At 41.0% G+C, this 25,395-nt stretch carries 26 protein-coding genes and 1 riboswitch; of the genes, 16 read left to right on the top strand and 10 right to left on the bottom strand.

The window, feature by feature from the left end:
- Positions 1 to 31: 31 nt before the first annotated feature.
- Positions 32 to 619: an ECF transporter S component gene (locus IFO66_RS03790; RefSeq protein WP_192023864.1), complete on the bottom strand. Its 588-nt coding sequence runs from the start codon at positions 617 to 619 to the stop codon at positions 32 to 34.
- Positions 620 to 698: 79 nt separating this feature from the next.
- A riboswitch (TPP riboswitch) is annotated at positions 699 to 810 on the bottom strand.
- Positions 811 to 1,545: 735 nt separating this feature from the next.
- Here IFO66_RS03790 and IFO66_RS03785 point away from each other — a divergent pair.
- Both IFO66_RS03785 and IFO66_RS03780 read left to right on the top strand, forming a co-directional pair.
- Positions 1,546 to 2,745 carry an MFS transporter gene (locus IFO66_RS03785; RefSeq protein ID WP_192023863.1) on the top strand — a complete coding sequence of 400 codons (1,200 nt, stop codon included), beginning with the start codon at positions 1,546 to 1,548 and terminating at the stop codon, positions 2,743 to 2,745.
- Between the two features lie 387 nt (positions 2,746 to 3,132).
- Positions 3,133 to 3,885 carry a 3D domain-containing protein gene (locus tag IFO66_RS03780; RefSeq protein ID WP_225445480.1) on the top strand — a complete coding sequence of 251 codons (753 nt, stop codon included), beginning with the start codon at positions 3,133 to 3,135 and terminating at the stop codon, positions 3,883 to 3,885.
- A gap of 147 nt (positions 3,886 to 4,032) precedes the next feature.
- Here IFO66_RS03780 and IFO66_RS03775 read toward each other — a convergent pair whose 3' ends face one another.
- Positions 4,033 to 4,464, bottom strand: coding sequence for a hypothetical protein (locus IFO66_RS03775; protein ID WP_192023862.1), 432 nt, complete (start codon positions 4,462 to 4,464; stop codon positions 4,033 to 4,035).
- Between the two features lie 193 nt (positions 4,465 to 4,657).
- Entirely contained in the window at positions 4,658 to 5,683 is a 1,026-nt protein-coding gene (locus tag IFO66_RS03770) for a polysaccharide deacetylase family protein (protein WP_192023861.1), read from the bottom strand.
- Positions 5,684 to 5,892: 209 nt separating this feature from the next.
- Here IFO66_RS03770 and IFO66_RS03765 point away from each other — a divergent pair, with 209 nt between their 5' ends.
- From IFO66_RS03765 to lpdD, 4 genes are all read left to right on the top strand, one after another.
- Positions 5,893 to 6,525: a DUF1796 family putative cysteine peptidase gene (locus IFO66_RS03765; protein WP_192023860.1), complete on the top strand. Its 633-nt coding sequence runs from the start codon at positions 5,893 to 5,895 to the stop codon at positions 6,523 to 6,525.
- Between the two features lie 149 nt (positions 6,526 to 6,674).
- Positions 6,675 to 7,379: a dihydroorotate dehydrogenase electron transfer subunit gene (locus IFO66_RS03760; protein ID WP_192023859.1), complete on the top strand. Its 705-nt coding sequence runs from the start codon at positions 6,675 to 6,677 to the stop codon at positions 7,377 to 7,379.
- Positions 7,360 to 8,292, top strand: coding sequence for a dihydroorotate dehydrogenase (locus tag IFO66_RS03755; RefSeq protein WP_028593707.1), 933 nt, complete (start codon positions 7,360 to 7,362; stop codon positions 8,290 to 8,292). The genes IFO66_RS03760 and IFO66_RS03755 overlap by 20 nt, the downstream gene beginning before the upstream one ends.
- Before the next feature lie 4 nt (positions 8,293 to 8,296).
- Entirely contained in the window at positions 8,297 to 8,803 is a 507-nt protein-coding gene (gene lpdD / locus IFO66_RS03750) for a prenylated flavin chaperone LpdD (RefSeq protein WP_192023858.1), read from the top strand.
- A gap of 83 nt (positions 8,804 to 8,886) precedes the next feature.
- On the opposite strand, the gene xerS is transcribed toward lpdD, so the two are convergent.
- Entirely contained in the window at positions 8,887 to 9,957 is a 1,071-nt protein-coding gene (gene xerS / locus IFO66_RS03745; protein ID WP_192023857.1) for a tyrosine recombinase XerS, read from the bottom strand.
- Positions 9,958 to 10,213: 256 nt separating this feature from the next.
- Between xerS and IFO66_RS03740 the strand changes: the two genes are divergently transcribed.
- The 3 genes from IFO66_RS03740 (at position 10,214) to IFO66_RS03730 (ending at position 14,134) form a co-directional block, all read left to right on the top strand.
- Positions 10,214 to 11,575: an MATE family efflux transporter gene (locus tag IFO66_RS03740; RefSeq protein WP_192023856.1), complete on the top strand. Its 1,362-nt coding sequence runs from the start codon at positions 10,214 to 10,216 to the stop codon at positions 11,573 to 11,575.
- 209 nt (positions 11,576 to 11,784) lie between these two features.
- Positions 11,785 to 12,771, top strand: a complete 987-nt coding sequence (locus IFO66_RS03735) for a CgeB family protein (protein WP_192023855.1) — start codon at positions 11,785 to 11,787, stop codon at positions 12,769 to 12,771.
- Between the two features lie 31 nt (positions 12,772 to 12,802).
- Positions 12,803 to 14,134, top strand: a complete 1,332-nt coding sequence (locus tag IFO66_RS03730; protein WP_192023854.1) for a YheC/YheD family endospore coat-associated protein — start codon at positions 12,803 to 12,805, stop codon at positions 14,132 to 14,134.
- A gap of 142 nt (positions 14,135 to 14,276) precedes the next feature.
- Here the strand turns inward: IFO66_RS03730 and IFO66_RS03725 are convergent, their stop codons facing one another.
- Complete coding sequence (locus IFO66_RS03725; protein ID WP_192023853.1) at positions 14,277 to 15,035, bottom strand: lytic polysaccharide monooxygenase; 759 nt, start codon at positions 15,033 to 15,035, stop codon at positions 14,277 to 14,279.
- Positions 15,036 to 15,368: 333 nt separating this feature from the next.
- Positions 15,369 to 16,421 carry a lytic polysaccharide monooxygenase gene (locus tag IFO66_RS24045; RefSeq protein WP_192023852.1) on the bottom strand — a complete coding sequence of 351 codons (1,053 nt, stop codon included), beginning with the start codon at positions 16,419 to 16,421 and terminating at the stop codon, positions 15,369 to 15,371.
- A gap of 281 nt (positions 16,422 to 16,702) precedes the next feature.
- Between IFO66_RS24045 and IFO66_RS03715 the strand changes: the two genes are divergently transcribed.
- A complete protein-coding gene (locus tag IFO66_RS03715; protein ID WP_192023851.1) occupies positions 16,703 to 16,960 on the top strand; it encodes an SRPBCC family protein in 258 nt (85 codons plus the stop codon).
- 132 nt (positions 16,961 to 17,092) lie between these two features.
- Here the strand turns inward: IFO66_RS03715 and IFO66_RS03710 are convergent, their stop codons facing one another.
- From IFO66_RS03710 to IFO66_RS03700, 3 genes are all read right to left on the bottom strand, one after another.
- Entirely contained in the window at positions 17,093 to 17,572 is a 480-nt protein-coding gene (locus IFO66_RS03710; RefSeq protein ID WP_192023850.1) for a DinB family protein, read from the bottom strand.
- 154 nt (positions 17,573 to 17,726) lie between these two features.
- A complete protein-coding gene (locus IFO66_RS03705) occupies positions 17,727 to 18,776 on the bottom strand; it encodes a lytic polysaccharide monooxygenase (protein ID WP_192023849.1) in 1,050 nt (349 codons plus the stop codon).
- A 606-nt stretch (positions 18,777 to 19,382) separates the two neighbouring features.
- Complete coding sequence (locus IFO66_RS03700; RefSeq protein ID WP_192023848.1) at positions 19,383 to 19,970, bottom strand: DJ-1/PfpI family protein; 588 nt, start codon at positions 19,968 to 19,970, stop codon at positions 19,383 to 19,385.
- A 137-nt stretch (positions 19,971 to 20,107) separates the two neighbouring features.
- On the opposite strand from IFO66_RS03700, the gene IFO66_RS03695 reads away from it, so the two are divergent.
- From IFO66_RS03695 to IFO66_RS03685, 3 genes are all read left to right on the top strand, one after another.
- Positions 20,108 to 20,548: an Lrp/AsnC family transcriptional regulator gene (locus IFO66_RS03695; RefSeq protein WP_192023847.1), complete on the top strand. Its 441-nt coding sequence runs from the start codon at positions 20,108 to 20,110 to the stop codon at positions 20,546 to 20,548.
- Between the two features lie 202 nt (positions 20,549 to 20,750).
- Positions 20,751 to 21,347, top strand: a complete 597-nt coding sequence (locus IFO66_RS03690) for a YqaA family protein (protein WP_192023846.1) — start codon at positions 20,751 to 20,753, stop codon at positions 21,345 to 21,347.
- A 337-nt stretch (positions 21,348 to 21,684) separates the two neighbouring features.
- Positions 21,685 to 22,614, top strand: coding sequence for a tyrosine-type recombinase/integrase (locus IFO66_RS03685; RefSeq protein WP_192023845.1), 930 nt, complete (start codon positions 21,685 to 21,687; stop codon positions 22,612 to 22,614).
- A gap of 230 nt (positions 22,615 to 22,844) precedes the next feature.
- Here the strand turns inward: IFO66_RS03685 and map are convergent, their stop codons facing one another.
- Positions 22,845 to 23,591 (bottom strand): type I methionyl aminopeptidase, encoded by a 747-nt coding sequence (gene map, locus IFO66_RS03680; protein WP_192023844.1) that lies wholly within the window; start codon positions 23,589 to 23,591, stop codon positions 22,845 to 22,847.
- 151 nt (positions 23,592 to 23,742) lie between these two features.
- Here map and IFO66_RS03675 point away from each other — a divergent pair, with 151 nt between their 5' ends.
- The 3 genes from IFO66_RS03675 (at position 23,743) to IFO66_RS03665 (ending at position 25,167) form a co-directional block, all read left to right on the top strand.
- The gene (locus IFO66_RS03675; RefSeq protein WP_225445479.1) at positions 23,743 to 24,156 is read left to right on the top strand and encodes a CidA/LrgA family protein; all 414 of its coding nucleotides are present in this window, start codon (positions 23,743 to 23,745) and stop codon (positions 24,154 to 24,156) included.
- Positions 24,153 to 24,845: an LrgB family protein gene (locus IFO66_RS03670; RefSeq protein WP_192023843.1), complete on the top strand. Its 693-nt coding sequence runs from the start codon at positions 24,153 to 24,155 to the stop codon at positions 24,843 to 24,845. Before IFO66_RS03675 ends, IFO66_RS03670 begins: the two co-directional genes overlap by 4 nt.
- A 124-nt stretch (positions 24,846 to 24,969) precedes the next feature.
- Positions 24,970 to 25,167 carry a hypothetical protein gene (locus IFO66_RS03665; RefSeq protein WP_192023842.1) on the top strand — a complete coding sequence of 66 codons (198 nt, stop codon included), beginning with the start codon at positions 24,970 to 24,972 and terminating at the stop codon, positions 25,165 to 25,167.
- Positions 25,168 to 25,395 lie beyond the last annotated feature (228 nt).

Here is a 25,395-nt window from a genome sequence, read left to right as displayed (position 1 = left end):
TCCATACTGCACTTATTCAACGCTGCAACGTTTATTTATCAAGTGCCGCATAGTCAGATTGCGATAGTGGACGAATAGACTTCGTTACGCCTGTTGCTTCAAGTGCGCGAACAAGGAAGTAAGCGAATACTCCACAGAATACAAAGGCACTGAAGAAACGCAAGCCATATTTCAAAACGAGTACCCATGTTTCATAGTCAGCATAACCGAAGTACAGGTCAACACAGAAGGAACCGACCGCAGACATCATACCTGCGACACCTGCTACAACAAGACTATGTTTGCGATAACGAACAAGTAAAAATATGAGTTCTGCTGCTAATCCTTGTACGACACCATAAATAACCGTTTCAAATGCCCATGTGGAGCCGAGCAGCATCGAAATGACAGCGGCCGCTGAACTTGCTAGGAATGCTACACCAGGCTTGCGAAGTAGTAAGTAGGCGAATGGGCCTGCCATAAACCATAATCCATAAGTCAATTGACCGGATTGAGGAAAGAGAAGCTTCGAAGCACTGTAGACATGATCCCATACTTTGAAAAGGACTCCGAATACGAGTGCAATGACGACGGTAATGAGCACGTCAGAGAACTTCAATCCTTTAGATGTTTGCTGCATGATGGTTACCCCTCTTTTTCTATAAATTTGCATAAAAAAACCGCCTGAATACGCAGACGTATAGACGGTTGAATACACAAAGTTCTCGATATCAATTCTCTACGCTGGCATTATCCAGTTCAGATATACGGTCAGTAGCAGTTACGGCTACAATCTCAGCCTGACTCACTCAAGCCCCCGGATTGGTTCCTATGCAATTGACTCTAACTTAACCTATGTTGGGCTATGTTGGCAATAGTTTTTCATTATTTTTCATGTAAAGCAATATTGTCGGAAGGAAATTAGGAACGATTTGGGAGATTTCGAAGATAAGTTATCATAAAATATATTATGTAAACATGTAGCCCTCTGTATTTTAATTGAGGCCCAGGCTAACACGTACCAACTACGCATTGCTTAGCATGCTGAAGGGCTGATGTTCACTTGACCCCATTTAGAAAACTATGCTAAAATTCGCCTTAATGAACAAGGAAGGTGCATGAAATGCTCTATATTAAACATGTTAAACTTGTGATGAAACTTCGCTCCGCACAAACGTATACGATGAAGCGTTGTACGGAGCTTAATCAGGAAATGTGATGTTTCCTATATTCATCGGCTGAATCGTCTGGTTAAAAAGTGTAGGGCTTCTATGCTTATTTAATTATGACTATTTGCCGATGTCTAAGTAGATTAAGGAGCCATGGACAATGCTTTGTCTATGGCTCTTTGTGTTTGTGGCGATATCAATGGGGTATACACATTCATTGAATCGAGAAGGTTGTACTCATTTGGTACAACCTAATCACGAAGCAGAGAGTTAGCGTCTAATGACGCAGCTTTCTGCTTTTTTTATTTTATAAGGAAAAGAGGAGTCGAAATTAACCTGCTGAAAGTGGAGAACGTATCTAGTTAGCTGAAATCTTAGAAGAGGTGTAAACGATAACATGGATAGCTCTAATCATAACTGGAAGTCTCAAATCTCATTATTTCTAACTGCACAAACGATTACCTTGTTTGGTTCTTCATTAGTGCAGTACGCAATCGTTTGGTATATCACGCTCACGACTTCATCGGGGACAATGATGACCATTGCTACGGTTTGTGGATTTGTGCCGCAAATTATCATTTCTTTATTCGCAGGTGTTTGGGTGGACCGTTATAACCGTAAAAAAATGATTATCGTATCTGATGGGATGATTGCTGCTGCAACATTGATACTGGCTATATTATTTCTGGCAGGGTATAAAAATGTGTGGCTGCTCTTTATCGTATTGTTGATTCGTTCAGCAGGTACTGGTATACAAACACCAGCCATTCATGCGTTAATTCCCCAGCTTGTTCCGAAAGAACAGCTAATGAAGGTAAATGGAATGTACAGCACCATTACGTCGTTAATGATGGTTCTCTCTCCAGCAGCAAGTGGCGCCATTTTATCAATTGGACCGATTGAGAGCATTTTATTGATTGATGTAATAACGGCAGGCGTTGGAATTTGTATTCTGTTAACGCTGCGACTGCCAGCTTATTTGCTACCAAAGAATCAGAGTAAATCGAACTTACAAGGAATCGCGGAAGGGTTCGCATACTTGAGAGCTCATGCGTTCATTAAAAGACTGCTCATGTTATTGGTAGCTATTATGATACTAGCTAGTCCAGCAGCCTTTTTAACACCTCTAATGGTAAGTCGCTCTTTTGGGGCTGAAATGTGGAGACTGACGGCGAGTGAAATGACGTTTGGCATAGGTGCAGTAATGGGTGGTGCTTTGATTACAGCATGGGGAGGGTTTCGGAATCGCATGCATACAACGGCAGTTGCATGTGCTCTTTATGGATTGATGATGATCGGGCTAGGAGTCGCACCACTATTTCTCGTATATTTAATATGTAATGTACTAATAGGAATCACAATGCCGTGCTTTAATGCGCCGATTACGGTCTTACTACAGGAAAAAGTCGAGCCTTCTATGCATGGCCGTGTATTTAGCTTCGTCCAGATTGCTAGTTCATGTGCGCTGCCATTAGGAATGATCCTTTTCGGGCCGTTGGCTGATGTAGTGCGGGTAGAAAGCTTGTTGATAGGTACAGGAATATGCGTACTAGTCTGTGGGGTTTATACGTATTTCAGTAAGCGATTCGTAGGGTAATACGGACTGATCATAACTGATTTAAACAAGGGAATAGGTTAGTGGAGCGTAAAAATGACGTTTCATTAACCTATTTTTTATGTTTGAATGGCTTATTAATAGAGGAGAGACCTATTAATAGTTGCTTCGTATTGCTTGATTTTGTTTCACTTTTGCAATGATGGGTAATAGAAAAAGGGTGTTGCGAGAAAGGATATATATGTAAAAATAAAGTCAGAAATGTCATTTTCCAAACAATAGATCAAGTGATTGAAGTCGTTGGCACACGTGAACTTGCGCATTTTTACAGAAACTACCTGATCATAGGCTAGAATTCTATGTTATGATCACCGCGTTGATGTTAGTCCATGGAAATTGTAATGGACGCATGCTTCAAGGAGGATATTTATGAATAAAAAAATGACGTTACAAATTGCAGGAGTACTATTGGTAGCTATCTTGATTATTCAAATACTACCTGTATATGCGGAGTCTACTACCGCAACAGAATTAGAAGAGCAGGCTCAGAGCGTTCCAGCGAGCATTCCAGCTGAAGAAGCCGCGAACCCTATGATAAATGAACAAGAGATATGGGGAAATATGGACCAGGGCATTCCAGCCGTGATGGCAGTAAGTTTGAAGGATGCAGATAAGCCTATGCAAGCTTCTGCACCAAAGCAAGAAGAAAAGCAAGAGTCAGCTAAGTCTGATGATAAAGAGACTAACCGTAAAGCTGCTCAACCTGTAAAGGTGACAACGGCGGATCGTAAAAGCTCAAGCTCAGACGAAAAAGTTAGCAAGTCACCGAAAAATGTAATTAGTGTTAACGGTAAACCTATGACGTTTAAACGTTCCTATAACATGAAAGCTACATCCTATACAGATCATCCAAGTGAAAATGGCTGGGGCCCAATTGACGCGCTAGGTAATCCACTTAAGCTAGGTACGGTAGCAGTAGACCCTGATGTCATTCCACTTGGTACGAAGCTATTTATTACAGGTTACCAGTTTAAGCATTTGCCAGAAGGTGGTCTAGTAGCAACAGCAACAGATACAGGTGGTAAGATTAAAGGGAACAAAGTTGATATTTTCTTGCCGCTAAGCCAAAAAGAAGCTCGTAAATTTGGTGTACAAGACGTGCAAGTATACGTGTTGAAGTAATAGTAGAGAAGTAAAGTTGCAAGTCAATGACTATAGTTTGTTTGGGAGAAAGAAGCCGTGTATGTCGCGGCTTCTTTTGATTTACATAGTATAAGCAGAAAGAAGGCGAATTATACAATCCGCCTAGAAGAATGATGGAACCTGCAATTAGTCAGAGGAAGCAATTGCGCTAAAGCTTTCTGGACCAACACGGCTAGCTAAGAGCAAGCCGCCTACACTGATAAAGGCTTGATAGGTAACGAAGCCTGGTGCAGCAGGAACAGGAACGTTATTGTCAATCCCGGATATTGTGAAATTAAATGTAGTTAGAGCGATTGCAGGTAGAGTTTGATTTGCTGTATAAACAACCACAGGCACACCACCGCTTATGCGAACAACTGTAATCGTTGCAGTGGTGAGAATACCAAGAAGACTGAACAAAGATACAGTAGCTTCATAATTAACGCGAACATTCGGACCTGCGCCAGTAAGATTTAATCCGAGTGTTCCAAATAAAGCAGGCGCAGTTGTTGCAGGAATAGAGATGGAACCTGCATAGCTAGCATTTTGTGATATTTGGCCATCAAGAAATTTTGCCATTCTAATCACCCCCATTATCAATATATGAGGATTAATTAGAATGGTATGGACGACTGGAAGAGATCATAGAAATGGATGCTAGTGTAGTAAATTAGGGAGTTGGAAAATTCAATTAAATATATATTTAACATAATATTTATTATGTAAACAAAAAAAGGACCAACGCATTAAGTGTGATTGGTCCCTTACTACGTTACTTTTTGTTTTTCGAACCATGTAATAATTCAGGGATGGTTACAAAATCATACTGTTGTGCCTTAAGGCGTTTAATAATAGAAGGCAATGCTTTAACGGTATTGTCTAGATAGCCCTTTTTGCCTGCTCCACCTGCATGTTGAAGAACAATGGACCCTGGAGACACTTCATTTATAATATTGTTCTCCATAACGGCAGCTGGTATTCCTCGCCAGTCATTGGAATCTACATCCCAATTTACGACCAAATAACCGTGTTTGCCGGCCCATCGAAGCTGTTCTTCAGTAATTTCTCCAAAAGGAGGACGGAAATACCTTGGCTTATAGCCAATTATGTCATCGATAATCGTTTCCGTCTGTCTTAGTTGTCGAATAAATTTGGGCAAATCTTGACGCGTTAGCAGCGGGTGATTGTACGTATGGTTGCCAATAATATGACCTTCGTCCACCATGCGCTTTACGATAGCAGGATTACGTTCTGCACGATAGCCGACTAGGAAAAATGTCGCTTTAATATTTTCTTGCTTCAAAATATCGAGTATAACAGGTGTAATCGTTTGGTCAGGCACATCATCAAAGGTGAGTGCGACTTTTTTGCCAGCTTGGGAACTCCCTCTTAACTTAAATAACTGGGGATATTTATTGTGCAGTTGAGCAATCGATAATCTTTTGCTCACGCGTTGTTTCATTTGGATTTGTTGTCGTGCTCGTTGCTGGGTAGAACGAGTTTTTTGTTGTGATGATTGATGCAAGGCAACTTGTTTTTCAGGCTGCTTCACTTTCTTAGTTTCCGCAGCGGATTGTGGAGCAAGCTTACTTTTTTCCTTACTATTTGAAATGTTTGATTTTGAACCGGGAAGTGTTGGAACATAATAATTGTGTTGTTCGGGCTTATATTGCTGTTCAGCTGTGTCAGGCGTTGTCAGATCATGTGTCGTTGATACAACATCCTGATGTACTTGCTGTGAGTTAGAACAGCCAGATAAGGTTAATCCCAGCAAAATGATAAAAAGCAATCGTTGCATATTATGTACCCTCCTTTCCGTAAACTGCTGTTCTCTTGTTATGTCCTGTAAGAAATGGGGATATGCATGTGATGGACTCCGTTCACAACTCCAGTTGTTGTCAATTGACTTAAGATGGTCTATGAAAAGCGTTACGTAAGCGACAAACGCCAACACTCCCTCTCTTGGAATTTCATAATCTATATAAATTGATAGGGGAGAGTGTTGTCATGAATCTCGCACAAGTACGCGGAGGATATGATGCGATTTATAGTTTAGGATCTTCTTGTTTGCCTGCTATCAAACTTCAATCACGTAATCTTCGCCCATGTAGCGGGCCGTTAGATTGGATGACTTCTAGATCCTTACCTCATGTCAACCGTCTGTTGGAGGCAAAATTTAAAGATTTCTTGTCACTTAAACATATTACGATTACTGGCGATCTAAGCTATCAAAAAGCGCATTATATCGTACAAGATACGTTCTATCAGGTTTCTTCTGTCCATGATTTCGATGTCTATCAAAATACGTTAGCCGAGTTGAAGCAGTATCCTGAAGTGATAAGCAAGTTGAATCGACGAATTAAGCGAATGTTGGATGACATGTCTTCGGGTAAGCGAATATTATTTATTCGCACGGAGGAAAGCGGGAATTATCCAATGGAAGAAACACTTCATATATTGGATAAACAGGTGGCAGGTTCATATGTATTTCTATATATAAGACAAGCTGACGTTTTTGATATTATGGATTGCCATCATAAGCATCCATCCTTGTGTGTTGTACTCGTACCCCGTGATCCGGTCTGGTATTTTGAATCTACATGGGACAACATTTTAAATTCCATTTATGTGAACGATTAAGGCTGCACCATGTAGCATATGTTGCTAATATTCTGAACACTTTGTCAACTTTCGAGGTTCCGTCATTCAAACTGTGATTCATTTCACAGTTGATCCTTTCTAAAGCATGACATAGTTAAGATGTTGAATGCTTACAAAGGAGTATAGCCGTGCACACAATCTTATCTAACGAATGTATTGCTGAGGGAATATACGCGATGAAAGTGAAAGGACATTTTCAAGTGAACATGGGGCAGTTTTTTATGCTTCGAGCGTGGGAGAACCATCCGATCCTGTCGCGACCAATCAGTGTGTGCAATGTTGAACATGATCACATTGAATTTTTGTACAAGGTGGTTGGAGAAGGTACTCGATTGTTCGCGAAATTGAGAGAAGGAGATTCCATTCAGCTTGAAGGGCCTTTTGGGAATGGTTTCGTGAATCAGTCGGGGCGTGTTGCATTAATTGGCGGAGGTATTGGAATTGCACCGCTGTTATACACAGCCAAACAGTTCCGCAATAAACCCGATATTTTTCTAGGCTTTCGTGATCAATCTTATTTGACGGAGGCTTATAAGCCATATGCAAATGAACTGCACATTTGTGTGAACGGTAACGTTCTGGAGCATATTGAATGGTCCCGCTACGATTATGTCTATACTTGCGGCCCGTATGCAATGATGAAGGCGGTTGCCAACTTGACCAAAGGGCTCGATGTCAAGGTATATGTCTCATTCGAGAAAAGGATGGCCTGTGGCATCGGAGCCTGTTATGGATGCTCCACATCAACGAAACAAGGAAATAAGAAAGTGTGTACAGATGGTCCTGTATTTTTAGCTGAGGAGGTTGACTGGCATGAAGAGTTTAGCTTGTGAAGTTGCTGGGATACGCTTCCGTAATCCAATAGTTATGGCATCTGGTACCTTTGGATTTGGCAAGGAGTATGCCAAGATGTACGACATCAATAAACTAGGCGGTATTTCTTGTAAAGGGCTGACGCTGCATCCACGTAAAGGCAATGGCGGCGCCCGTCTTATGGAGACATCAGGAGGAATGTTAAATAGTATTGGATTGGAGAATCCAGGGATTGATGCATTTCTGCGCGAGGAAATGAGATTTTGGGAAACGATCGAACCTGTGAAGATCGCTAATCTTGGTGGGAGCAATATAGAGGAATATGTACTTGGCGCGATGAAAATAACGCAGGATGCTGAAGAGAGGCGTAAGCAAAATCGTCGAGCCGTAGATATGATAGAACTGAATATTTCATGCCCAAACGTTAAGGAAGGGGGAGTGGCATTCGGTATTAAGACAGAAGTGGCAAGGGAAGTGGTTCGAGAAGTGCGTCAGATGACCTCGCTGCCCTTGGCTGTAAAGTTATCACCGAATGCGGAAAATATCGTTCATATGGCTGTGATGTGTGAAGAAGAAGGTGCTGAAGCGATCTCTTTAGTGAATACATTCACAGGAATGAAGATTGATATTTATCAACGTACAAGTGTGTTTAAAAATATGTATGCAGGCCTATCCGGCCCTGCTATCAAGCCGATTGCGCTTCGGATGGTGCATGAAGTAGCCAAACAAGTAGAAGTGCCGGTCATGGGTATGGGAGGAATTGCATCGGCATCTGATGTGATCGAATTCATTATGGCAGGTGCGTCCATCGTGCAAATAGGTACGTATAACTTTATGAACCTGCGTGCTGGAGAGGAATTATTAGCAGGCATCAACAGCTATATGGAGCTAGAAAATATTCAATCGCTCGATGAAATTAGAGGGATTATTTAAACGCATGAATGATAAAGACAATCTCCTAACGCTGAGTTGGGAACATACAATTTCTTGTGAGGTTACGCAACTGGGTCGGGATTATCTGATTCGGTTGTCAGGAGGAATTCATACTCATCATCATCATATTGGAGCTGTATCTACAGCTTACTATGTTGAGTCAGTGGTTATATCCGATGTAGACGAGTGTATTTGCAGCGTGAATGATACATGTCTAACGGGAGATGAGATACCGATATCAATGACTACTAGTGATACAGGTATGAAGAATTATAAAAATGCTGGTCATACAGGATCACCTGAGCAAATTTATACGATGACGCATGTTGTGCCGGGTCATAAAGAAGCAATATTGTCTGAGCCTATGGCGCTGGAAGCGGCAAAACGGCTGCGAACTACGGTCACGGTAATCGCAGGTATTCATTACGAACAGCTGCAAAAACACGAAATTGATCAGGTCGTTCATGCTGCATGGCATGTCTTCTATAAAGCTTTGTCAGTAGCTCTGTAAATTAGCGTACATACAGAACTCCCCAATCATTCACAAGAAGAGTGAACGTTGGGGAGTTTTCTGTATGTAAACTATGTACACAGTTACTTATCAATGGCTTCAGACATCGTTTTGTCTGTTAGATGAGCATAGATTTCTGTCGTTTCGGTTGAGGCGTGGCCAAGTTGTTCTTTCGTTTTGTAAATATCATTTTGCAAATAATAATCGGTAGCAAAGGAATGGCGCAGCTTGTGAATCGTTAAGGCAGGCTTGCCAAACAGCTTTGCATATTTCAGTATCATTTGCTGCATGGCTCGTTTGGTCATGCGCTTGCCCACTTTTTCTCCATTTTTGATGGCTAAGAAATAGCCTTTCTCTTGCTTAGGGGCGTGATATCGAGTAGAGCGGAGCATGAAGTATTGCTCAAGATCCATTTTCGCTCGTTCACGGAAGTAAACGGGAGTCTTGAACGTCTCATCATTGTTACCTTTGCGGAATACATACAAAAGCCTATTGTTCAAATCGATATCCTCGATATTTAAATTCACAACTTCACTTACACGCAGGCCAGAATTCAAGATTAAACTGACGATAGCGGCATCACGTATGGCATTTAGCTCATGTGAATATAAGGCTTGCTTATTGGTTGCCACATCTGCTGCATAGCCTTCGCGCACGTAGTCGATAAATTCTCCGAGCTCTTCTTCTTCAAGTAATTTCCCTTTTAGCTTGGCGGCTGTATCCTTCGGTTTGTTTACTCGCTTAATCTCAATTTTTGCCATAATGTTACGTTTCAGGAGCGGGTAGAAGTTCTCATCCTCTGCTATTTGGCTCAAGTAATGGAACAAGGAGCGAAGTGAAGATAGCTTTCTAGATACTGTAATTCTGCTGTTCGTCTGCTCCTTGTACGTAGTGAGATAAATACGGAACGATGTAACATGCTCCATACGAAGTGATTCAAGATCTAATAGAGTTACTTCTTGCATGGTGGTCGCTTTGCTAATTCCTTCAACGATCAGCCAGTTGAAAAAAATTTCATAGTCCCGTACATACTCCAATAGAGTGGAGGGAGATAAGTCTGGCATCTTAAATTCGATATATTGTTGCACGAACCACGGCATAGACGGGAGTTTTTCATCCAATCGAGCGCGGTCTTTAGTTTTTTGAATAGACATGTTGTTACTCCTTCAATTCATAAGTTAATACTGTTTACATGTAACCCTATTCCTATGATGATATCTATTATTATATGTGCATTCCATCAAAAGCTAAAGCGCCGATGAAGAGATGACATGTAACGATTTTCACTATTATTTTGAAATCACAGTTTTTTTCATGATTTTCTTTCTTTTTCATGTGTAAACATATACACTATGTAGAGCGTTTAAATCAGTATTGAATCGACTTATTAAAATGAGAAAGGTGCAGCATATGATTCAGACATATTCACGCAAGCAGAAGATTAAACAATTGCTTGCCATATTACTACCAATATTAGTTACACAAGTTACGATGCAGTTAATGGGTTTCTTCGACACGATCATGTCTGGCCAATTTAGCACAGAACATTTAGCCGGAGTTGCTATGGCTGTAAGTATATGGGTTCCGGTGTACACCGGATTGAGCGGTATTTTCCTAGCGGTAACGCCGATTATCGCACAGCATGTAGGGGCTGGTAGAAAAGATAAAATCGCATCAAGCCTTATTCAAGCCGCTTACTTATCTATAATCGTTGGTGCAGCAGTTATTGTAATCGGGGCATTTGTACTTGACCCAATATTTAATTGGATGACGCTTGAGCCAGAGGTTGCACGCGTAGCCAGAGAATATTTGTCCGCTCTCGGTATTGGTGTTATTCCATTGTTTTTATACACAGTGCTTCGTGCAAGTATAGATGGCTTGGGGCAAACGCGAATTACGATGTTCATTACATTATTGTCTTTTCCAATCAACGTATTTCTCAACTACTGCTTCATTTTCGGTAAGTTTGGAATGCCTCGACTAGGTGGAGTAGGTGCTGGAGTAGCGACAGCTATTACGTATATCGTCATTTTCATTATTGCGGTCATCTTAATGAAGAGAAATGAAATGATGCGTTCGTTAGGTATGCTTGGACAATTTGAAGCTATATCGTTTGCTCATTGGAAAGAGGTACTGACGATAGGAGTACCAATAGGCTTGTCGATATTTTTCGAAGTTAGCGTATTCTCCGCAGTCACATTGTTAATGAGCAATTACGACACCGTTACGATTGCCTCTCATCAATCTGCGTTGAGCTTTGCTTCCTTGTTGTATATGCTACCGCTGAGCATTGCAATGTCTATGACGATTGTAATTGGATTCGAAGTTGGGGCGAAACGAATTCAGGATGCTAAGCAATATGCTCGCATTGGCATTTTATCTGCGGTATCGCTGTCTGTATTTTGTGCGGTATTTTTATTTTTGTTCAATGAAAATATTTCTCGTTTATACTCAAACGATCCGCAAGTTATTGCGCTTACGCAAGTATTTATGGTATATGCGATATTTTTCCAGTTATCAGATGCTATTGCAGCACCTGTTCAAGGCATACTGCGCGGTTACAAGGATGTTAAGTCCGTATTTATTATTGCGTTTTGCTCGTACTGGATTGTAGGGCTTCCTGTAGGATATGTACTTGCTCAGACTACCTCGCTTGAGGCCTATGGATATTGGGTTGGCCTAATTGCAGGCTTAGCTATAGGTGCTGTAGCATTGTTCTTACGAATGGCTCACATTGAACGAAAAGCACAACACGGTGAATTGGCCATATAAGCTGAAACATCTTCTTAAAAAACAAACTGTAGAGTGGCTCTTTCGTGTTAATCCTTTAACATGAAAGAGCTTTTTTATGTTGTACGGTTTCCGAATAGAATAATTGATCTCACTACAGTATGGCAATTGTCCATTACCTAGTGATAATCGTTGGCATATACTCATAGCAACGTTATCATGATGTTCATGGAGCAAAAAGGGAGGATTGCATGAGGATATTATTTGTAGAAGACCATCCGATGTGGAAATACGGACTGCCAAACGGATTTCGTGATTTGGGGCATCAAGTAGCAATTTGTACATCCGATGAGCATCTGCCTCGTATGCTCGCTTCATTCCGTCCTCAGCTAATCATAACGATGGGTTGGACGCCTACTAATGATACGTTAGAGAAACAGCTATTCTTATCTAAACATTTGCAGGCTGCCCATGTTCCTCATGTTTATTGGGCGACAGAGGACCCGGGATTCATGAAGCGTTTCTCTCTGCCTTATATACGAAGGGTGAAGCCTCATTTTGTGTTTACGATACATCGAGCATCCGTTCCTAAATACAAACGAAGAAAAATACCAGCCGCTCATTTAGATTTCGGTCATCATCGAAGTGTCCATCATCCAACAGCTGTTCAACCCAAATATAAAACACAGTTAGCACTAGTTGCCAATGGGTATGCTCCTTATTATTCAAGAAAACCGAACGACTTTAGATTCAAGACACTTAAACATATGATTAATCCTTCTTTGTCCGAAGGCTATACACTGAATATATACGGAAACGATTGGCGTCGATTGAGGGAAATGTTTAGACGGCCAATTCCACGCAAATGGCTCCACCCATATCTAACCTATACAGAAGCAAACAAAGTATATAGTTCAGCTGACATTGTATTATGTCCACAGAACTCTCCAGATCGTCTCACACAACGCACCTATGAGATTTTGGCCTCGGGTGCTTGCATGATAACAGCAGATACACCTGAAGTAAGACGCCGATTCAAGCCAGGTAGGGACTGTATCGTTACGTCATCAGAACAAGAAACGTTTACATGGTTAACGTATTATTTGAATAACCCGAAAAAACGAAAAGAAATGCAGCAGCACGCATTACGGGCAGTAGCAAGACACTCTTACAAACATCGAGCTGCCTATATCATTCAAATATTAAGGAAGCATCGTATTATTCGTTCTATCACCTAGATTACGATATGGTACTGAAGAGGTGAGTCGATTGAGCCGATCTACACGTGTCCACATTCAGTGGGTAAGCACATCCGCTGATGAACTAATGCTGCCTAACGCGCTCCATACTCGGTGGGGGCTAAAAGACGGACAGTCTTACGTTGTGCAGGTAGGTGGGAGAAATGTAAAAGCCGTGATTCGTTCCACTAAACAAGGAAATGCTAGCACGATTCAACTATCCAAAATGCTGCAAAAAAAGCTATTGCTGCCGTCTGTACAAAGTTTGCATCTAACATACCAGAATGGTAAGCTGCGACTCGGACCTATTATAGGCATTGTTTATGCACGAATTACGGATCATGCGGGGCTTATGCAGCGACATTTGAACGCGCATGCAAGTGTTGTGGTGACGTTTCTTCCTAGTGAAGTGAACTGGTCGAAAGAATTGATTCATGGTCGCAGCTTGTCACGAAGTGCGCTAGGCGAGTATCGAGTGAATAAGCAGCCGCTTCCGATACCAGATGTTATCTATAATCGTATCGTCCCGTACAAGGTATATGAGCGACCGCACGTTCGGCAGTTCCTTCATCAAGCACGTGTGCGGCATATTCCGCTATTTAATCCACCGTTTATTTTTCGAAAAGATACAATCCATCAATATTTAATGAAGCATGCTGCCATTCGTTCACATTTGCCGGCTAGTGTTATCGCACCTACACTTACGCAGGTGACACAGCTGCTTGCTAGCCATCAAGCGGTATTTTTTAAGCCAGTTACAGGCTCCCAAGGAAAAGGAATTTATAAAATTAAGAAGGGTATCGATGGAAGTTTCATTAAGGAAGCACGATTTAATAAGAGGTATATGGTATCTACATCTAAAGATCTTTCCAAGCTATATTATGAAATAGTAGGTAAAAATACGCGAGCGTCTTATATTGTGCAGGCAGATGTTCAATTAGCCAAGCTCCACAACGATTTCTTTGATTTTCGTGTACATCTCTTTAAAGACGGCAAACATAAGTGGCAGATTAGCGCAATTGGGGCCAATGTTTTTGGTAGTCAGAATGTTACAACTCATGGCGGATGGATTAAGCCAGTGCAAGAAGTATTGAAACCTGTGTTTGGATTAAAAGCGACAACGGTTGAAAAAGGGATTCTTACTCTTAGCCTTCAGGTAGCGAATCAGGTGACGAAGTGCATCAAGCAGCCTGTTGGGGAAGTTGCGCTGGATATCGGAGTGGACCAAAAGGGAAAGGCATGGTTATTTGAAGTCAACTCTAAGCCGGGGCTGCATATTTATAAACACTGGAAGATCAAAGATCGCCTCAATCATGCTACAGCACTGCTTGCGGAACATTGTCGTACACAGGCAGGATTTTAATTATGAAGCTGATAGTAATTAAATAACCTTGCCCCGATTAATGGAGCAAGGTTATTGATGTAAACATTAGAACGTATGTTATATTGGCGCTCATTTGAGCTGCACGTAGGCTTGCTCTAGGGCCGTCATAAAGTAGTGAAATCTACACTGTATTATTGTGGAATACTTCGAAGTAGCTTGTTTGATTGGAACTAACGGTATTTAATGCAACGTTATTAAGGGATTGAATGATGGAAGCAATGTTGCCAGGAGTGGATGAAGATTCAAGAGCAGTTACGCTATTAACCAAGTTTACATCGATTGCTTGATAGAAGGCGTTGTTTGTATTAAACACATCCCATGTGCCAAGGATAACATGATATCCTGTGCGGTCAGTAGGAACGTTGCATGTATGTGAAACGGATGTAGCTGGTGTAGCACCGCCATCTGCAAACGTACATAAGAGTTCGAGGTCAGAGCGCTTAATTGGCTGGTTAGGATCCCAATTTTTCTTCGTGATATAGTATTTCCAGTCTGTTGTAGCATGTGGAGTGGTAAGATGCCATTTGAATGTGTTCGGTCCACCGCTTAGTGTTGTTTTATCCCAGCGAGTAGAGGTTTGTGCGTTAAGTGCGCTGTACGTTCCTCGGCCAGCGCTTGTAATTTGACCATCTGCAGGTCCAGCTGAAGGAAAACCTTTCGGTCCTTCAATGTCGTGTGGGTTGTACTGGACTTGTCCACAATTTACGTTTATAAGCTGATTACACTTATATGAGCGGCTTTTAGGGGATTCGATGTAACCATGTGCTGAAGCTTGTTGAGCAAACACGACAGAAATCAAAGCCAATAGAAGTGTCATTGCGAATGCTGCAAGGAAAGGAACGCTTTTAAAAGGGTTTAACAATGTACGAGTTTGTATCATAATCTAATTCCTCCTAAAATGGTTTTGGGTGGGTAAAAACGAGGTAGGCAGCGTATATCATCCTGTGTGTTGAAGCTGCGCTATAGAGATTAGATTGTAATCGCTTTCAGGTTGTTACGGCACCTCCTTCATACATTAGTTAACGATGCACCCCCTTTCCTAAGTATTTCTATTATAGATCATAGAATGGAAGAAGGAAACTTCCATTTATATAAATTTTTAGATGATTAGATTGAAGTTTTTAATAGATTAAACAAATGCGGACGATAAGAATAAAAACAACCTTGTCCTTGGAAAAGGAGCAAGGTTGTTTGAGGTACTAATTCATGTAGGTTATAGCTTTTTCCACACGGAAGCAACACCAGGAGTTTCACCTTGTGTCCACCATTGAGCTTCATAGGTAAAGCCATTGTAAGAAACTTTGGCTCCTCCAAGATAAGCTTGGGTTGCACTCCATGCAGGTGCTGTTGTGCCACCACCGTTTGTTAAAGTTTTGAATGTAACGCCTGCGGAAGCAGCGGATTTATTACCGGAATTATCTACAGCTTTGATCGTGTATGTGTAGGAAGTGTTAGCTTGCAAGCCTGTGTCTACAAAAGAAGGTGAAGTAGGCGAGCCTACAAGAGTGCCATTGCGGAATACTTCATAATAGCTAATACCTGCAGATGCATTGGAAGCAGACCAGTTCAATGTGATGCTGTTAAGAGTCTGAACGATAGAAGTAATATTGCCAGGAACAGATGGTAATTGAGGGCTTGTACCGTTGTTAACTAGGTTCACGTCGATGACTTGGTAGAAGGCATTTGCAGTATCATGAACATCCCAAGTTCCGAGGATGAGGTGGTAGCCAGAGCGATCAGTAGGAACGTTACATGTATGGGAAACGGTTTTTGGTGGTTTTGCTCCGCCATCTGTGAATGTACAGAATAATTCGAGATCAGAACGTTTCAGAGGTTGGTTAGGATTCCAGTTAGGTTTTGTGATGTAATATTTCCAGTCCGTAGTAGCGTGATTAGCAGTCAGGAACCAAGTGAATGTGTTAGGTCCACCATTCATCGTAGTTTTATGCCAACGAGTATCTGTTTGCGCATTAAGTGCAGCGTAGGCTGGTTTAGCAGCACTAGCAATTTGGCCATCAGCAGGTCCTGCAGCTGGGAAGCCTTTAAGACCCTCAAGGTCATTGGGATTATATTGTGCATCCCCACAGTTAAGGTTAATAAGTTTATTACATTTTACAACGCGGCTTTGTGGAGATTCAATGTAACCGTGTGCAGAAGCTTTCTCAGCAAATACTACCGAGATAAGAGCAAGTAGAAGAGTCATAGCAAATGCCGCTAGAAAAGGGACATTTTTGAAAGGGTTTAACAACGTGCGTGTTTGTATCATATTATTATTCCTCCTAACAGGGTTTGGGTTAAATGAGTTCAAAAGCTGCTCATGCATTTGTGCCAATACTCCCTATTAAGGGATCATGCAAAAGCATGCTATGAATATAGCTGCAATTAACGAGTACACGACACCTCCTTCAAGTTAGAAGCTCTAGCAAAGTACACCTCCTTTCACAATGTTTATATTATAGATCATGGAAATAGAGTTGTGAACTTCCTTTTGTAAATAATTTTATTTAAGAATAAATCTAAACATATGTAAATAATGAAACTTGTTAGATGGATTTTAGAGAAGGAGGTACAAAACTAGTTTGTATGAGCGCTCCTGAGTATGAAGATATGTACAGTATTTGGCACTATACGAACATAGAGCCTATGGATAGTATTTCGTATATTCATAACATGGCCGATCAGGAAGGGAACAAGATCGATCCTGTTTCCGTAGGAATGCCTCTAGATTTCCCTAAAGACCAACTACATGTCGTGCAATTTCGCTGTTTATCAGATAATAAGACGGAATTAATCATTACCGAATAGGATTGGACAGTAGGTCCAATGATGGAGTATTCGAAAGAAGGGCGTGATCCTCAATAAAACAACCTTGCCCCGATAAAATAGGAGCGAGGTTGTTATTAATTAAACGCTGTATCATCCAAATTCACTTCAAATTTAATCCCATATTTTAGGGCGGTCAATCCCCGTCGTTCTCATATAATCTAGCAGTTGACCTGTGTGGACAGACTCGTGGTAAGCAATACGGAGTAGCATATCCCCGAGGGGTCTAATAAAACCACCTAGATCATATAGGTCGATTTGGACATGTCCTAAATCGTTGATAGGAATGGTTTTTACATACTCCAAAAATTTCTCGTGATAAGGCTGTGAGAACTCGAGCTCATTATTTACAGAAATGAATGGTTTCGATTCGAAAGGATTATGCAAATTTGCTAATGCTGCACCCCCTCTATTCAAAAGTACATGGTGATACAAAAATTCAGCTTGTACTAAATGTCTAATCATTTCCGCACATGTAAAGGCTTTCTCATCTGGTTTCCAATGCAGCATTTCATCGGGGATAGCTTGCCATACTTTTATACTTCTACGTCTAACTTCCTCCAAATTGAAAATGATTAGATCAATTGCATTCATGATTTCACTCCTTTATTACCTATGAATAGCGAGCAGCATTACTTTCATGTAATAGATAGGCATGATCGATAAACATATACATTTATGAAAGTAGAGTAGTATAAAACAACCTTGCCCCAGAAAAGGAGCAAGGTTGTTTGTTGTTAATAGCTTACTAGAGTTTTTTCCAAACTGCAGCTACGCCTGGAGTCTCGCCTTGTGTCCACCAACGCGCTTCATAGATAGCGCCATTGTAAGAAACTTTGGCTCCGCCAAGGTATACTTGAGTTGAACTCCATGCTGGAGCAGTCGTTCCGCCGCCGTTATTCGTTGTGAATGATGCAGGTGCTGAAGCAGCAGATTTATTGCCATTATTGTCTACAGCTTTGATTGTGTATGTGTAGGAAGTGTTAGCTTGCAAGCCAGTGTCTACAAAAGAAGGTGAAGTAGGGGAACCAACAAGTGCCCCGTTACGGAATACTTCATAGTAGCTGATGCCAGAAGATGCAGTGGATGCAGACCAGTTCAATGTGATGCTGTTCAGCGTTTGAACGATAGAAGTGATGTTGCCAGGAACGGATGGCAATTGAGGACCAGTGCCGTTGTTGATCAAGTTAACATCGATAACTTGGTAGAATGCGTTAGCTGTGTCATGAACATCCCAAGTTCCAAGAATAACATGATAGCCGGAGCGGTCAGTAGGAACATTACAGGAATGAGAAACTTTTTGTGGAGGTTTAGCACCGCCATCGTATACAGAACAGAACAATTCAAGGTCAGAGCGTTTCAGCGGTTGGCTAGGATCCCAGTTCTTTTTCGTGATGTAGTATTTCCAATCTGTTGTAACGTGTGCAGCTGTTAAATGCCAAGTAAATGTATTTGCTCCGCCATTCAGCGTAACTTTGTCCCAACGAGTAGCCGATTGGTCATTTAGCGCGCTGTACGCAGATCTTCCTGCGCTTGCAATTTGGCCATCAGCAGGACCTGCTGCAGGGTAACCTTTAAGTCCTTCAAGGTCATGTGGATTATATTGTACAGCGCCGCAGTTAATGTTTGTCGTTAATTTACATTTGTAAGAACGGCTTTGTGGAGATTCGATATAACCATGTGCAGAAGCTTGTTCTGCATACACGACAGAAACAAGAGCGAGTAACAATGTCATTGCAAATGCCGCAAGAAATGGAACATTTTTAAAAGGATTTAATAAAGTACGTGTTTGTATCATATTATTATTCCTCCTAACATGGATTTGGGTATTGGAATGGAATTCAAAGCACTTGTGGCCTATGTGATTAGCTTCTGTAAAAGATGATGCTAAAGCGTGCTATGAATAATCTAATTTATGTGTCCATGCACCTCCTATTAATTAATCGCCAGCTATGTTCATACTCACCTCCTTTCATAAAGTGATCTTATTATAGATCATATAACTAGAGTTGGGAACCTTATTTAAAGAAAATATCATATAGTAATTAATATAATCTTGTGAGGCAGGTTATTTTGAATCATCTGAGCTTTAGTGAAAGGTATGGGTGTAAACGGGCATGGGAAGCGAAAAGAGCGCCTTATAGAAAATTTCGTTGCAGATGATGCTCGCTGTAGGTTGCCTACTTGTTTAAACGCTATCATTTATAGCAGTCAAGTAATAGAATGTCGAGGGTTATGATAGGTTACGTTGATGAATCACCTACTTGTTGGTATTAGTTTACAAAATCATAACCTACATTAAAATAGACCGCGAGTCCTTATCTTGGGGATCGAAAGCATAAAAGAGGGGAGATAAAAGGAGCATATATGACTATTTTTACGGTAATATAAGCTCCTTTTATGATCAGTTATTAAACCCCATTAATTCTTTAACACATTTAGTATTTTCTGTAGATGTTAGAGTCTCAAGTAGAAGGAACGCAACATCGAAGCCTGTAGCAGGATTGGATGAAGTGATAATATGTCCATCTTGAACGATAGGTGAGTTTTGTATATTTGCTCCGAATGCACGCAATTGTTCTTTGCGGATACTTGTTGGATGATTATACGTAGTTGCCCGATTATTTTGCAAAATTCCACTTTTACCTAAGGGTAAGGATGCCACGCAAATAGTAGCAATTGGTTTACGATTAGCATGAAAATGTCTTATGACTTCGAGAAATCTTTCATCATAGGCATCTTTGTAATAGCCAGCCTCTTCAAATCCTCCAGGAATAGCAAGTGCATCAAAGTCTTCAAGATCGATCTCACTTACAACTCTTTCAACGAGAATGGTAAAGTTCCAAGTAGATTTTATTTGCTGTCGCAAGCCAACGGTGATTAATTCTGTGGCCCGATTACCTTCCCACTTGTTCCATCCCAAAACATCCGTGAATACACTTGCCTCTACAGCTTCAAATCCATCCGCTAATAGCAATAATACTTTTTTCATCTGATCGCCTCCTATCCCATTATTTTAGATAATAATTATCATGCAACACATAAGCTGAATATGGTTAACATAGGGCGTTGCTTTACTTACAATGGTTATTGCCTTAAAATTCTTTATAAAGAAAGGCAGGGATAGATTTGGACAAAATTGATGAGCAAATTCTAGAAGAGCTGCAGAAGAATGCTAAAATTTCAATGAAAGAATTGGCGGAGATCGTTCATTTATCATCACCTGCTGTCATTGAGCGAGTAAGAAAGCTTGAAGATAACGATACAATTGAAGGGTATCACGCCAGTGTATCTTTAAAGAAGTTAGATCGTGGCATCATGGCTCTTATTTTGTTTGAGTCTAAAGATTGTAAGGCGCTATCTCATTTTTGTAACCATCATCCTGATGTAATGGAATGCTACCGTGTAGCAGGGGAAATAAGCTATATTGCAAAAGTGGCTACGCACTCCGTGGAAAGTTTGGAGCGTTTTATTGACGAGGCAATGAAATATGGAACACCATCAACGAATATTGTCCTTTCATCCCATGAAAAAAAGGTAAGAAGTCAATATATAGTTGAGGAGCTCTAACTGTATCTATGGTAAGATAGAGGTTATGAAGGTTTCGTTCAGGAAAATTTGAGACAAAAATCATTTTTTCTTGGTTTTTTGTTCATTTTTGCCCCATATGATAAAGAGGGAAGCAATTGCAATGAACGAACAAATGGGGAACAGAAACAAACTTATTGTTGGAAATATAAATACAGATAAAATTGAGGAGCGAAACAACTGAATGGTAGATTCTATATTGAAATTCCTGGAGGAATTCGGGATATGGGGTATGATGATCCATGCTTTTATTGATGCGATTATTTTCCCGATTCCAGCCTTCTTTACACAAGTATCCTTAAGTATAGTTGATCCTTCCAATGCTTTATGGCTGGCTACTGTTGGATTTATTGGATGTTTATTGGGCTCACCAATTGGATATTGGATTGGGAAAGTGGCAGGACGATCGTTTTTAAATAAAATACTGAAAAAAGAATGGATCGATTCTGCAACTGAAATGTTTAATCGTCATGGGGAAGCGGCTATTTTTCTAGGATCATTTACACCTATTCCGTTCAAAATCTTTACTATTCTTTCAGGCAGCACCAATTTCCCGCTATGGAAATTGATGGGGTACGCGGCGATCGGACGAGCAGCTAAATTTTATATTGTAGGGATTTTGTTTTATATTTACGGCTCATTAGCTGAAAATGTAATTAATGAATATTTTACAATCATCAGTGCTGTACTATTTGTAGTTATTGCAATCGTGTGGTTTATATTCCGCAAGTTTCGCGCTAAAAAGAAAGCTCAAATGAATGCTAATAGTGAGACGAAGTAAGATGATATGAAAAATGAAAAATAACATTAAAACTTGTCTTCCTTTCGTGGGAGGCGAGTTTTTTTATTTTGACCTAGTCTAGAAATGAGGCTTCATTTTACATGGAAATCTTATATGAGAAAACCTTTGGAGGTGGGAATCCAAGAAGCAGTCCAATTATCGTCATTTTAAACATGTATTACGCCTCATAAAACAAATAATTTGCGCCCACAAACTAAAACTGCGTATAATAATGATTATATGCAGTTATTTTCATGCGTTTTTACGTTGATATAGTAGGGAAATAGAGCTCAACTCGAATAGGAATAATGAGAGTTATAGCAGAGAGGAGAACACTATGGAGAGCTGGACGAGAGCAGAGCTGACCGAGCATTACGCTGAGGAGATCGAAGCTTTTCGTTTGTGGATGTCAAATGCGGGATACACCGTCTATACGGAACGCAATTATATGGGAGATTTGTATAGTTTCTTGCGCAGCCTTCAAGGCAAACGTGTGCAGGATGCGAAGAAGCTGCAGATCGTCTCGTATTTATCACAGGTAAAAGCAGCAGGAGTTAGTGATGCAACACGTAACCGTAAACACTGTGCACTTGTCAGTTTCTATCGGGCACTTAATGAATTTGACTTGGCAGAGACGAATCCTGCCCTGCAGGTGAAGAAATCGAAGACAGAAATGAATCGAGCTCCTGTCTACTTGGAACCGCAAGAGCTGCGAAGTGTCGTACAGCTTACAGATGGAAAGTACCGTGAGCGAAATATGGCGGTGTTAATGTTGATGGCTTATGGGGGATTGCGGGTGAGTGAAGTTCATCGCTTGAACATATCTGATTATCGACCCGATCGAGGTTACATCGAAGTGTTCGGTAAGGGGAGAAAATGGAGAACGATACCTCTACCTGAGCCGGTTATTCAGCAATTAAATAAAGCGCTGCAAGAGCGCAAGCAACCACGACGTGTTGGCGAAGATGCTATATTTGTATCTCAACAGGGAAGGCGCCTATCGATTCGGAATATTCAGCTGATCGCAGAGCAGACTTTTGCACGTTTTCAACAAGATATGGGGCAAGCAACTACGATGCGCAAACGCTCTTATTCCTGTCATAAGCTGCGGCATTCTTTTGCTACGATGCTTGTACGCAGCGGGACAGATATTCGAACTGTCCAAGAAATGCTCGGTCATTCGTCTATTCAGACGACGACGGTATATACGCATGTTAGTGATAAGCAGAAAGAGGAAGCGGCACAGAAGTTGTCGATGTGGATGTAGATACAGACGTAGTTAAACTATTTATTAAGTAGTAGCATAAGCCAAGCAACAACTGTTAGGCGTTTCCTTGTGCACGACCAATAAGTTACACAGAAAAAAGTCCCCTTATTGAAGTGAATGGGTGAATGTGGGTGCTGATGGTTTAGCACTACATTCCCTTCATCATTCAGGTAAGGGGACATATTTTTTATTTATAGGTATTCTAATTTATCAGCTTACTGCACTTCCGATTAAACAGTCGTTAAGATGATTGGTTCGTCTTTCGTGATGATAATCGTATGTTCAAATTGAGCAACAAAGCTCTGGTCAGGAACTTTGAGTGTCCAGCCATCTGATTGCTGCAGTACAAAGTCCGCTTCCGTTGATAGGAAGGGCTCAATAGTGAGTACCAAACCTTCTTTCAACGTGCGTTTATCACCCTTTTCATAGTAGGGAAGAATTTGCTGCGGATACTCATGCAGCGCTTTGCCGATGCCGTGGCTGCACAAATTGTTTATTACGGCATAACCGCGATTCTTCGCTTCTTGCTGAATGGTTTTGCCGATTTCGTTCAGGCGTACGCCATGTTTGAGTTGGGAGATGACTTTCATCATCGTCTCATAGGTATCATCGCATAACTGCGTAAGCTTGGAATCATAAGGCTCGACCTGAAAAGACTGACCGGCATCCGCGAAATATCCATCGAACTGCGCAGAAACGTCAATGTTGACGAGATCTCCCGGCTTAATCACATAATCACCTGGTATACCATGTGCTACCTCTTGATTAACGCTAATGCATGTATAGCCTGGGAAGTCATAGGTTACTTTTGGTGCTGACAATGCTCCGTGCTCACTAAGTACACGTGCACCGATTTCATCCAATTCACGTGTTGTGACACCAGCACGTGTATGCTTTCTCATTTCTTGAATCGTCAGTGCAACGATTTGTCCTATCTTTTTAAGGCTTGTGATTTCTTGTTCTGTTTTAACAATCATAATAATTCTCCTCTTTCATCTATATAGTCATTCGTAAATAGCGTAAATTATCATAGTTATGATAATCGTTACACAGTGCTCTCCATAACGTAGTATAATGAAAATGTTGTGTCCCGCACAAGTTTAACACACGATAGAAAGGTGATGGAGTATGTACGGCCTGCTTGGATTTTTCATCCTTGCTTTATTTCATCTCGTAGGAGTATGGCTCCAGCATAATGGAAACATTCCTTTACCTGGCAATGTCATAGGATTGCTATTATTTCTAGCTGCATTATATATGCGCTTGGTCCGTTTAGAATGGGTAGAGCAAGCCGCCCAATTTCTATTGAAGCATATGCTGCTGTTTTTCATTCCATATGTAGTAGGTATTATCGCATTTGCACCATTGCTTGGCGAACACTGGTTTAGCATTTTAGTTGGCATCGGTGGCAGTACGACAGCAGTCCTACTTACTACTGCATGGTCTGCGCGTCGTTGGAAATCACAACCATTAATGGATTCTACACAGGTTCAACAGTCTGTTTCCTCTCCAACTAACAAGAGGGAGGAAACAATGCTATGACATTTAGCGAATTACTTCTTATTATAACAGGTATTGCGGCAACAATCGGCGCCTATTTATTGGCACGCTACGTGCAAGGACGTTATCCTATCATTCATCCTATCCTAATCAGTGCAGGACTGTTGATTGCTATCATTATTGCGGCCGACATTCCGTTGGAGGCATACGCTGTTGGTGGGGAATGGCTTTCGATGCTGCTTGGACCCGCGACGGTGGCGTTAGGTGTACCTATATACAAGCATCGGGAACAAATTGCACAACAACTCAAACCGATCATAATTTCGATCGTATGCGGATCGGTTATCGGCATCGTAAGCGTAGCGTTTATGCTGTGGGTTCTTACAGATGCACAAGAAATCATACTCAGTATGCTGCCAAAGTCCGTGAGTTCACCAATATCAATTGAGATTACAAAGGTGCTGCAAGGTGTTCCGGAACTTGCTGCTGTATTCAGTGTATGCACAGGGTTATTCGGCAGTGTATTCGGCATTACGATTCTACACAAGTTCGGCTTCCGAGATGACATGTCGATCGGACTTGCCATGGGTACGGCTGCTCACGGCATCGGGACGGCAAGATGCCTTGCCAATTCGGAAGAGCAGGGCTCGTTCAGTGGGCTTGCCATGGGCTTAGCTGGTGTCATTACGTCTATTTTATTCGTTCCCATCTATATGTGGTTGATACCTTAACCAAGAATGTGCTTCTTTTTTGTAGGAGGAAGCACATTTTATTAATTTATATTGTGATTTAATTCACATAATAATTCACCCTTTCATGGTATAGTTAAATCAATCCAGAAGAGGAGTGATAACGATGAGAACATTCACAACATTTGACTATAAAGAGCAGAACGTAACACGTAACTTCCTTCAATTATGCTACATGTGTGATGACACACATCTTTGCGCTACCGAAGAAGCTTGTCGTACTTGCTGGACAGAGCAAGGAGTTCTCAATGAAAAAGGGGAGCAACAAGAAACGCAAAAACTTATGAATGCTTATTACGCTTAGTTAGCGGAGTAAATGGCATAACAATGTATGTGAAAAAAATAACTTGATATCTATAAAGGGTTTGGATAAATAGTGAGTGAATGAAGAGTAGATGCCTGCTGCCTCTTGAAGTCTTAAATGACTATGGAGGCAGCTTTTTCTATGTATAGGAAGTACATAGCATCATAAAATAAAGTTAACATAATAATAAATATGTTAATATAAATAGATGAATCTACCCTCTTGATC

Source organism: Paenibacillus arenosi (assembly GCF_014841135.1).
In the GTDB taxonomy this organism is placed as follows: domain Bacteria; phylum Bacillota; class Bacilli; order Paenibacillales; family Paenibacillaceae; genus Paenibacillus_B; species Paenibacillus_B arenosi.
This window is presented reverse-complemented; position numbering and strand designations above follow the sequence as displayed.

Excerpts from the sequence above, each read along its gene's own strand:
- IFO66_RS03790 (WP_192023864.1), bottom strand. The coding sequence starts at position 619 with ATGCAGCAAACATCTAAAGGATTGAAGTTCTCTGACGTGCTCATTACC.
- IFO66_RS03785 (WP_192023863.1), top strand. The coding sequence starts at position 1,546 with ATGGATAGCTCTAATCATAACTGGAAGTCTCAAATCTCATTATTTCTA.
- IFO66_RS03780 (WP_225445480.1), top strand. The coding sequence starts at position 3,133 with ATGAATAAAAAAATGACGTTACAAATTGCAGGAGTACTATTGGTAGCT.
- IFO66_RS03775 (WP_192023862.1), bottom strand. The coding sequence starts at position 4,464 with ATGGCAAAATTTCTTGATGGCCAAATATCACAAAATGCTAGCTATGCA.
- IFO66_RS03770 (WP_192023861.1), bottom strand. The coding sequence starts at position 5,683 with ATGCAACGATTGCTTTTTATCATTTTGCTGGGATTAACCTTATCTGGC.
- IFO66_RS03765 (WP_192023860.1), top strand. The coding sequence starts at position 5,893 with ATGAATCTCGCACAAGTACGCGGAGGATATGATGCGATTTATAGTTTA.
- IFO66_RS03755 (WP_028593707.1), top strand. The coding sequence starts at position 7,360 with ATGAAGAGTTTAGCTTGTGAAGTTGCTGGGATACGCTTCCGTAATCCA.
- lpdD (WP_192023858.1), top strand. The coding sequence starts at position 8,297 with ATGAATGATAAAGACAATCTCCTAACGCTGAGTTGGGAACATACAATT.
- xerS (WP_192023857.1), bottom strand. The coding sequence starts at position 9,957 with ATGTCTATTCAAAAAACTAAAGACCGCGCTCGATTGGATGAAAAACTC.
- IFO66_RS03740 (WP_192023856.1), top strand. The coding sequence starts at position 10,214 with ATGATTCAGACATATTCACGCAAGCAGAAGATTAAACAATTGCTTGCC.
- IFO66_RS03735 (WP_192023855.1), top strand. The coding sequence starts at position 11,785 with ATGAGGATATTATTTGTAGAAGACCATCCGATGTGGAAATACGGACTG.
- IFO66_RS03725 (WP_192023853.1), bottom strand. The coding sequence starts at position 15,035 with ATGATACAAACTCGTACATTGTTAAACCCTTTTAAAAGCGTTCCTTTC.
- IFO66_RS24045 (WP_192023852.1), bottom strand. The coding sequence starts at position 16,421 with ATGATACAAACACGCACGTTGTTAAACCCTTTCAAAAATGTCCCTTTT.
- IFO66_RS03715 (WP_192023851.1), top strand. The coding sequence starts at position 16,703 with ATGGATTTTAGAGAAGGAGGTACAAAACTAGTTTGTATGAGCGCTCCT.
- IFO66_RS03710 (WP_192023850.1), bottom strand. The coding sequence starts at position 17,572 with ATGAATGCAATTGATCTAATCATTTTCAATTTGGAGGAAGTTAGACGT.
- IFO66_RS03705 (WP_192023849.1), bottom strand. The coding sequence starts at position 18,776 with ATGATACAAACACGTACTTTATTAAATCCTTTTAAAAATGTTCCATTT.
- IFO66_RS03700 (WP_192023848.1), bottom strand. The coding sequence starts at position 19,970 with ATGAAAAAAGTATTATTGCTATTAGCGGATGGATTTGAAGCTGTAGAG.
- IFO66_RS03690 (WP_192023846.1), top strand. The coding sequence starts at position 20,751 with ATGGTAGATTCTATATTGAAATTCCTGGAGGAATTCGGGATATGGGGT.
- IFO66_RS03685 (WP_192023845.1), top strand. The coding sequence starts at position 21,685 with ATGGAGAGCTGGACGAGAGCAGAGCTGACCGAGCATTACGCTGAGGAG.
- map (WP_192023844.1), bottom strand. The coding sequence starts at position 23,591 with ATGATTGTTAAAACAGAACAAGAAATCACAAGCCTTAAAAAGATAGGA.
- IFO66_RS03675 (WP_225445479.1), top strand. The coding sequence starts at position 23,743 with ATGTACGGCCTGCTTGGATTTTTCATCCTTGCTTTATTTCATCTCGTA.
- IFO66_RS03670 (WP_192023843.1), top strand. The coding sequence starts at position 24,153 with ATGACATTTAGCGAATTACTTCTTATTATAACAGGTATTGCGGCAACA.
- IFO66_RS03665 (WP_192023842.1), top strand. The coding sequence starts at position 24,970 with ATGAGAACATTCACAACATTTGACTATAAAGAGCAGAACGTAACACGT.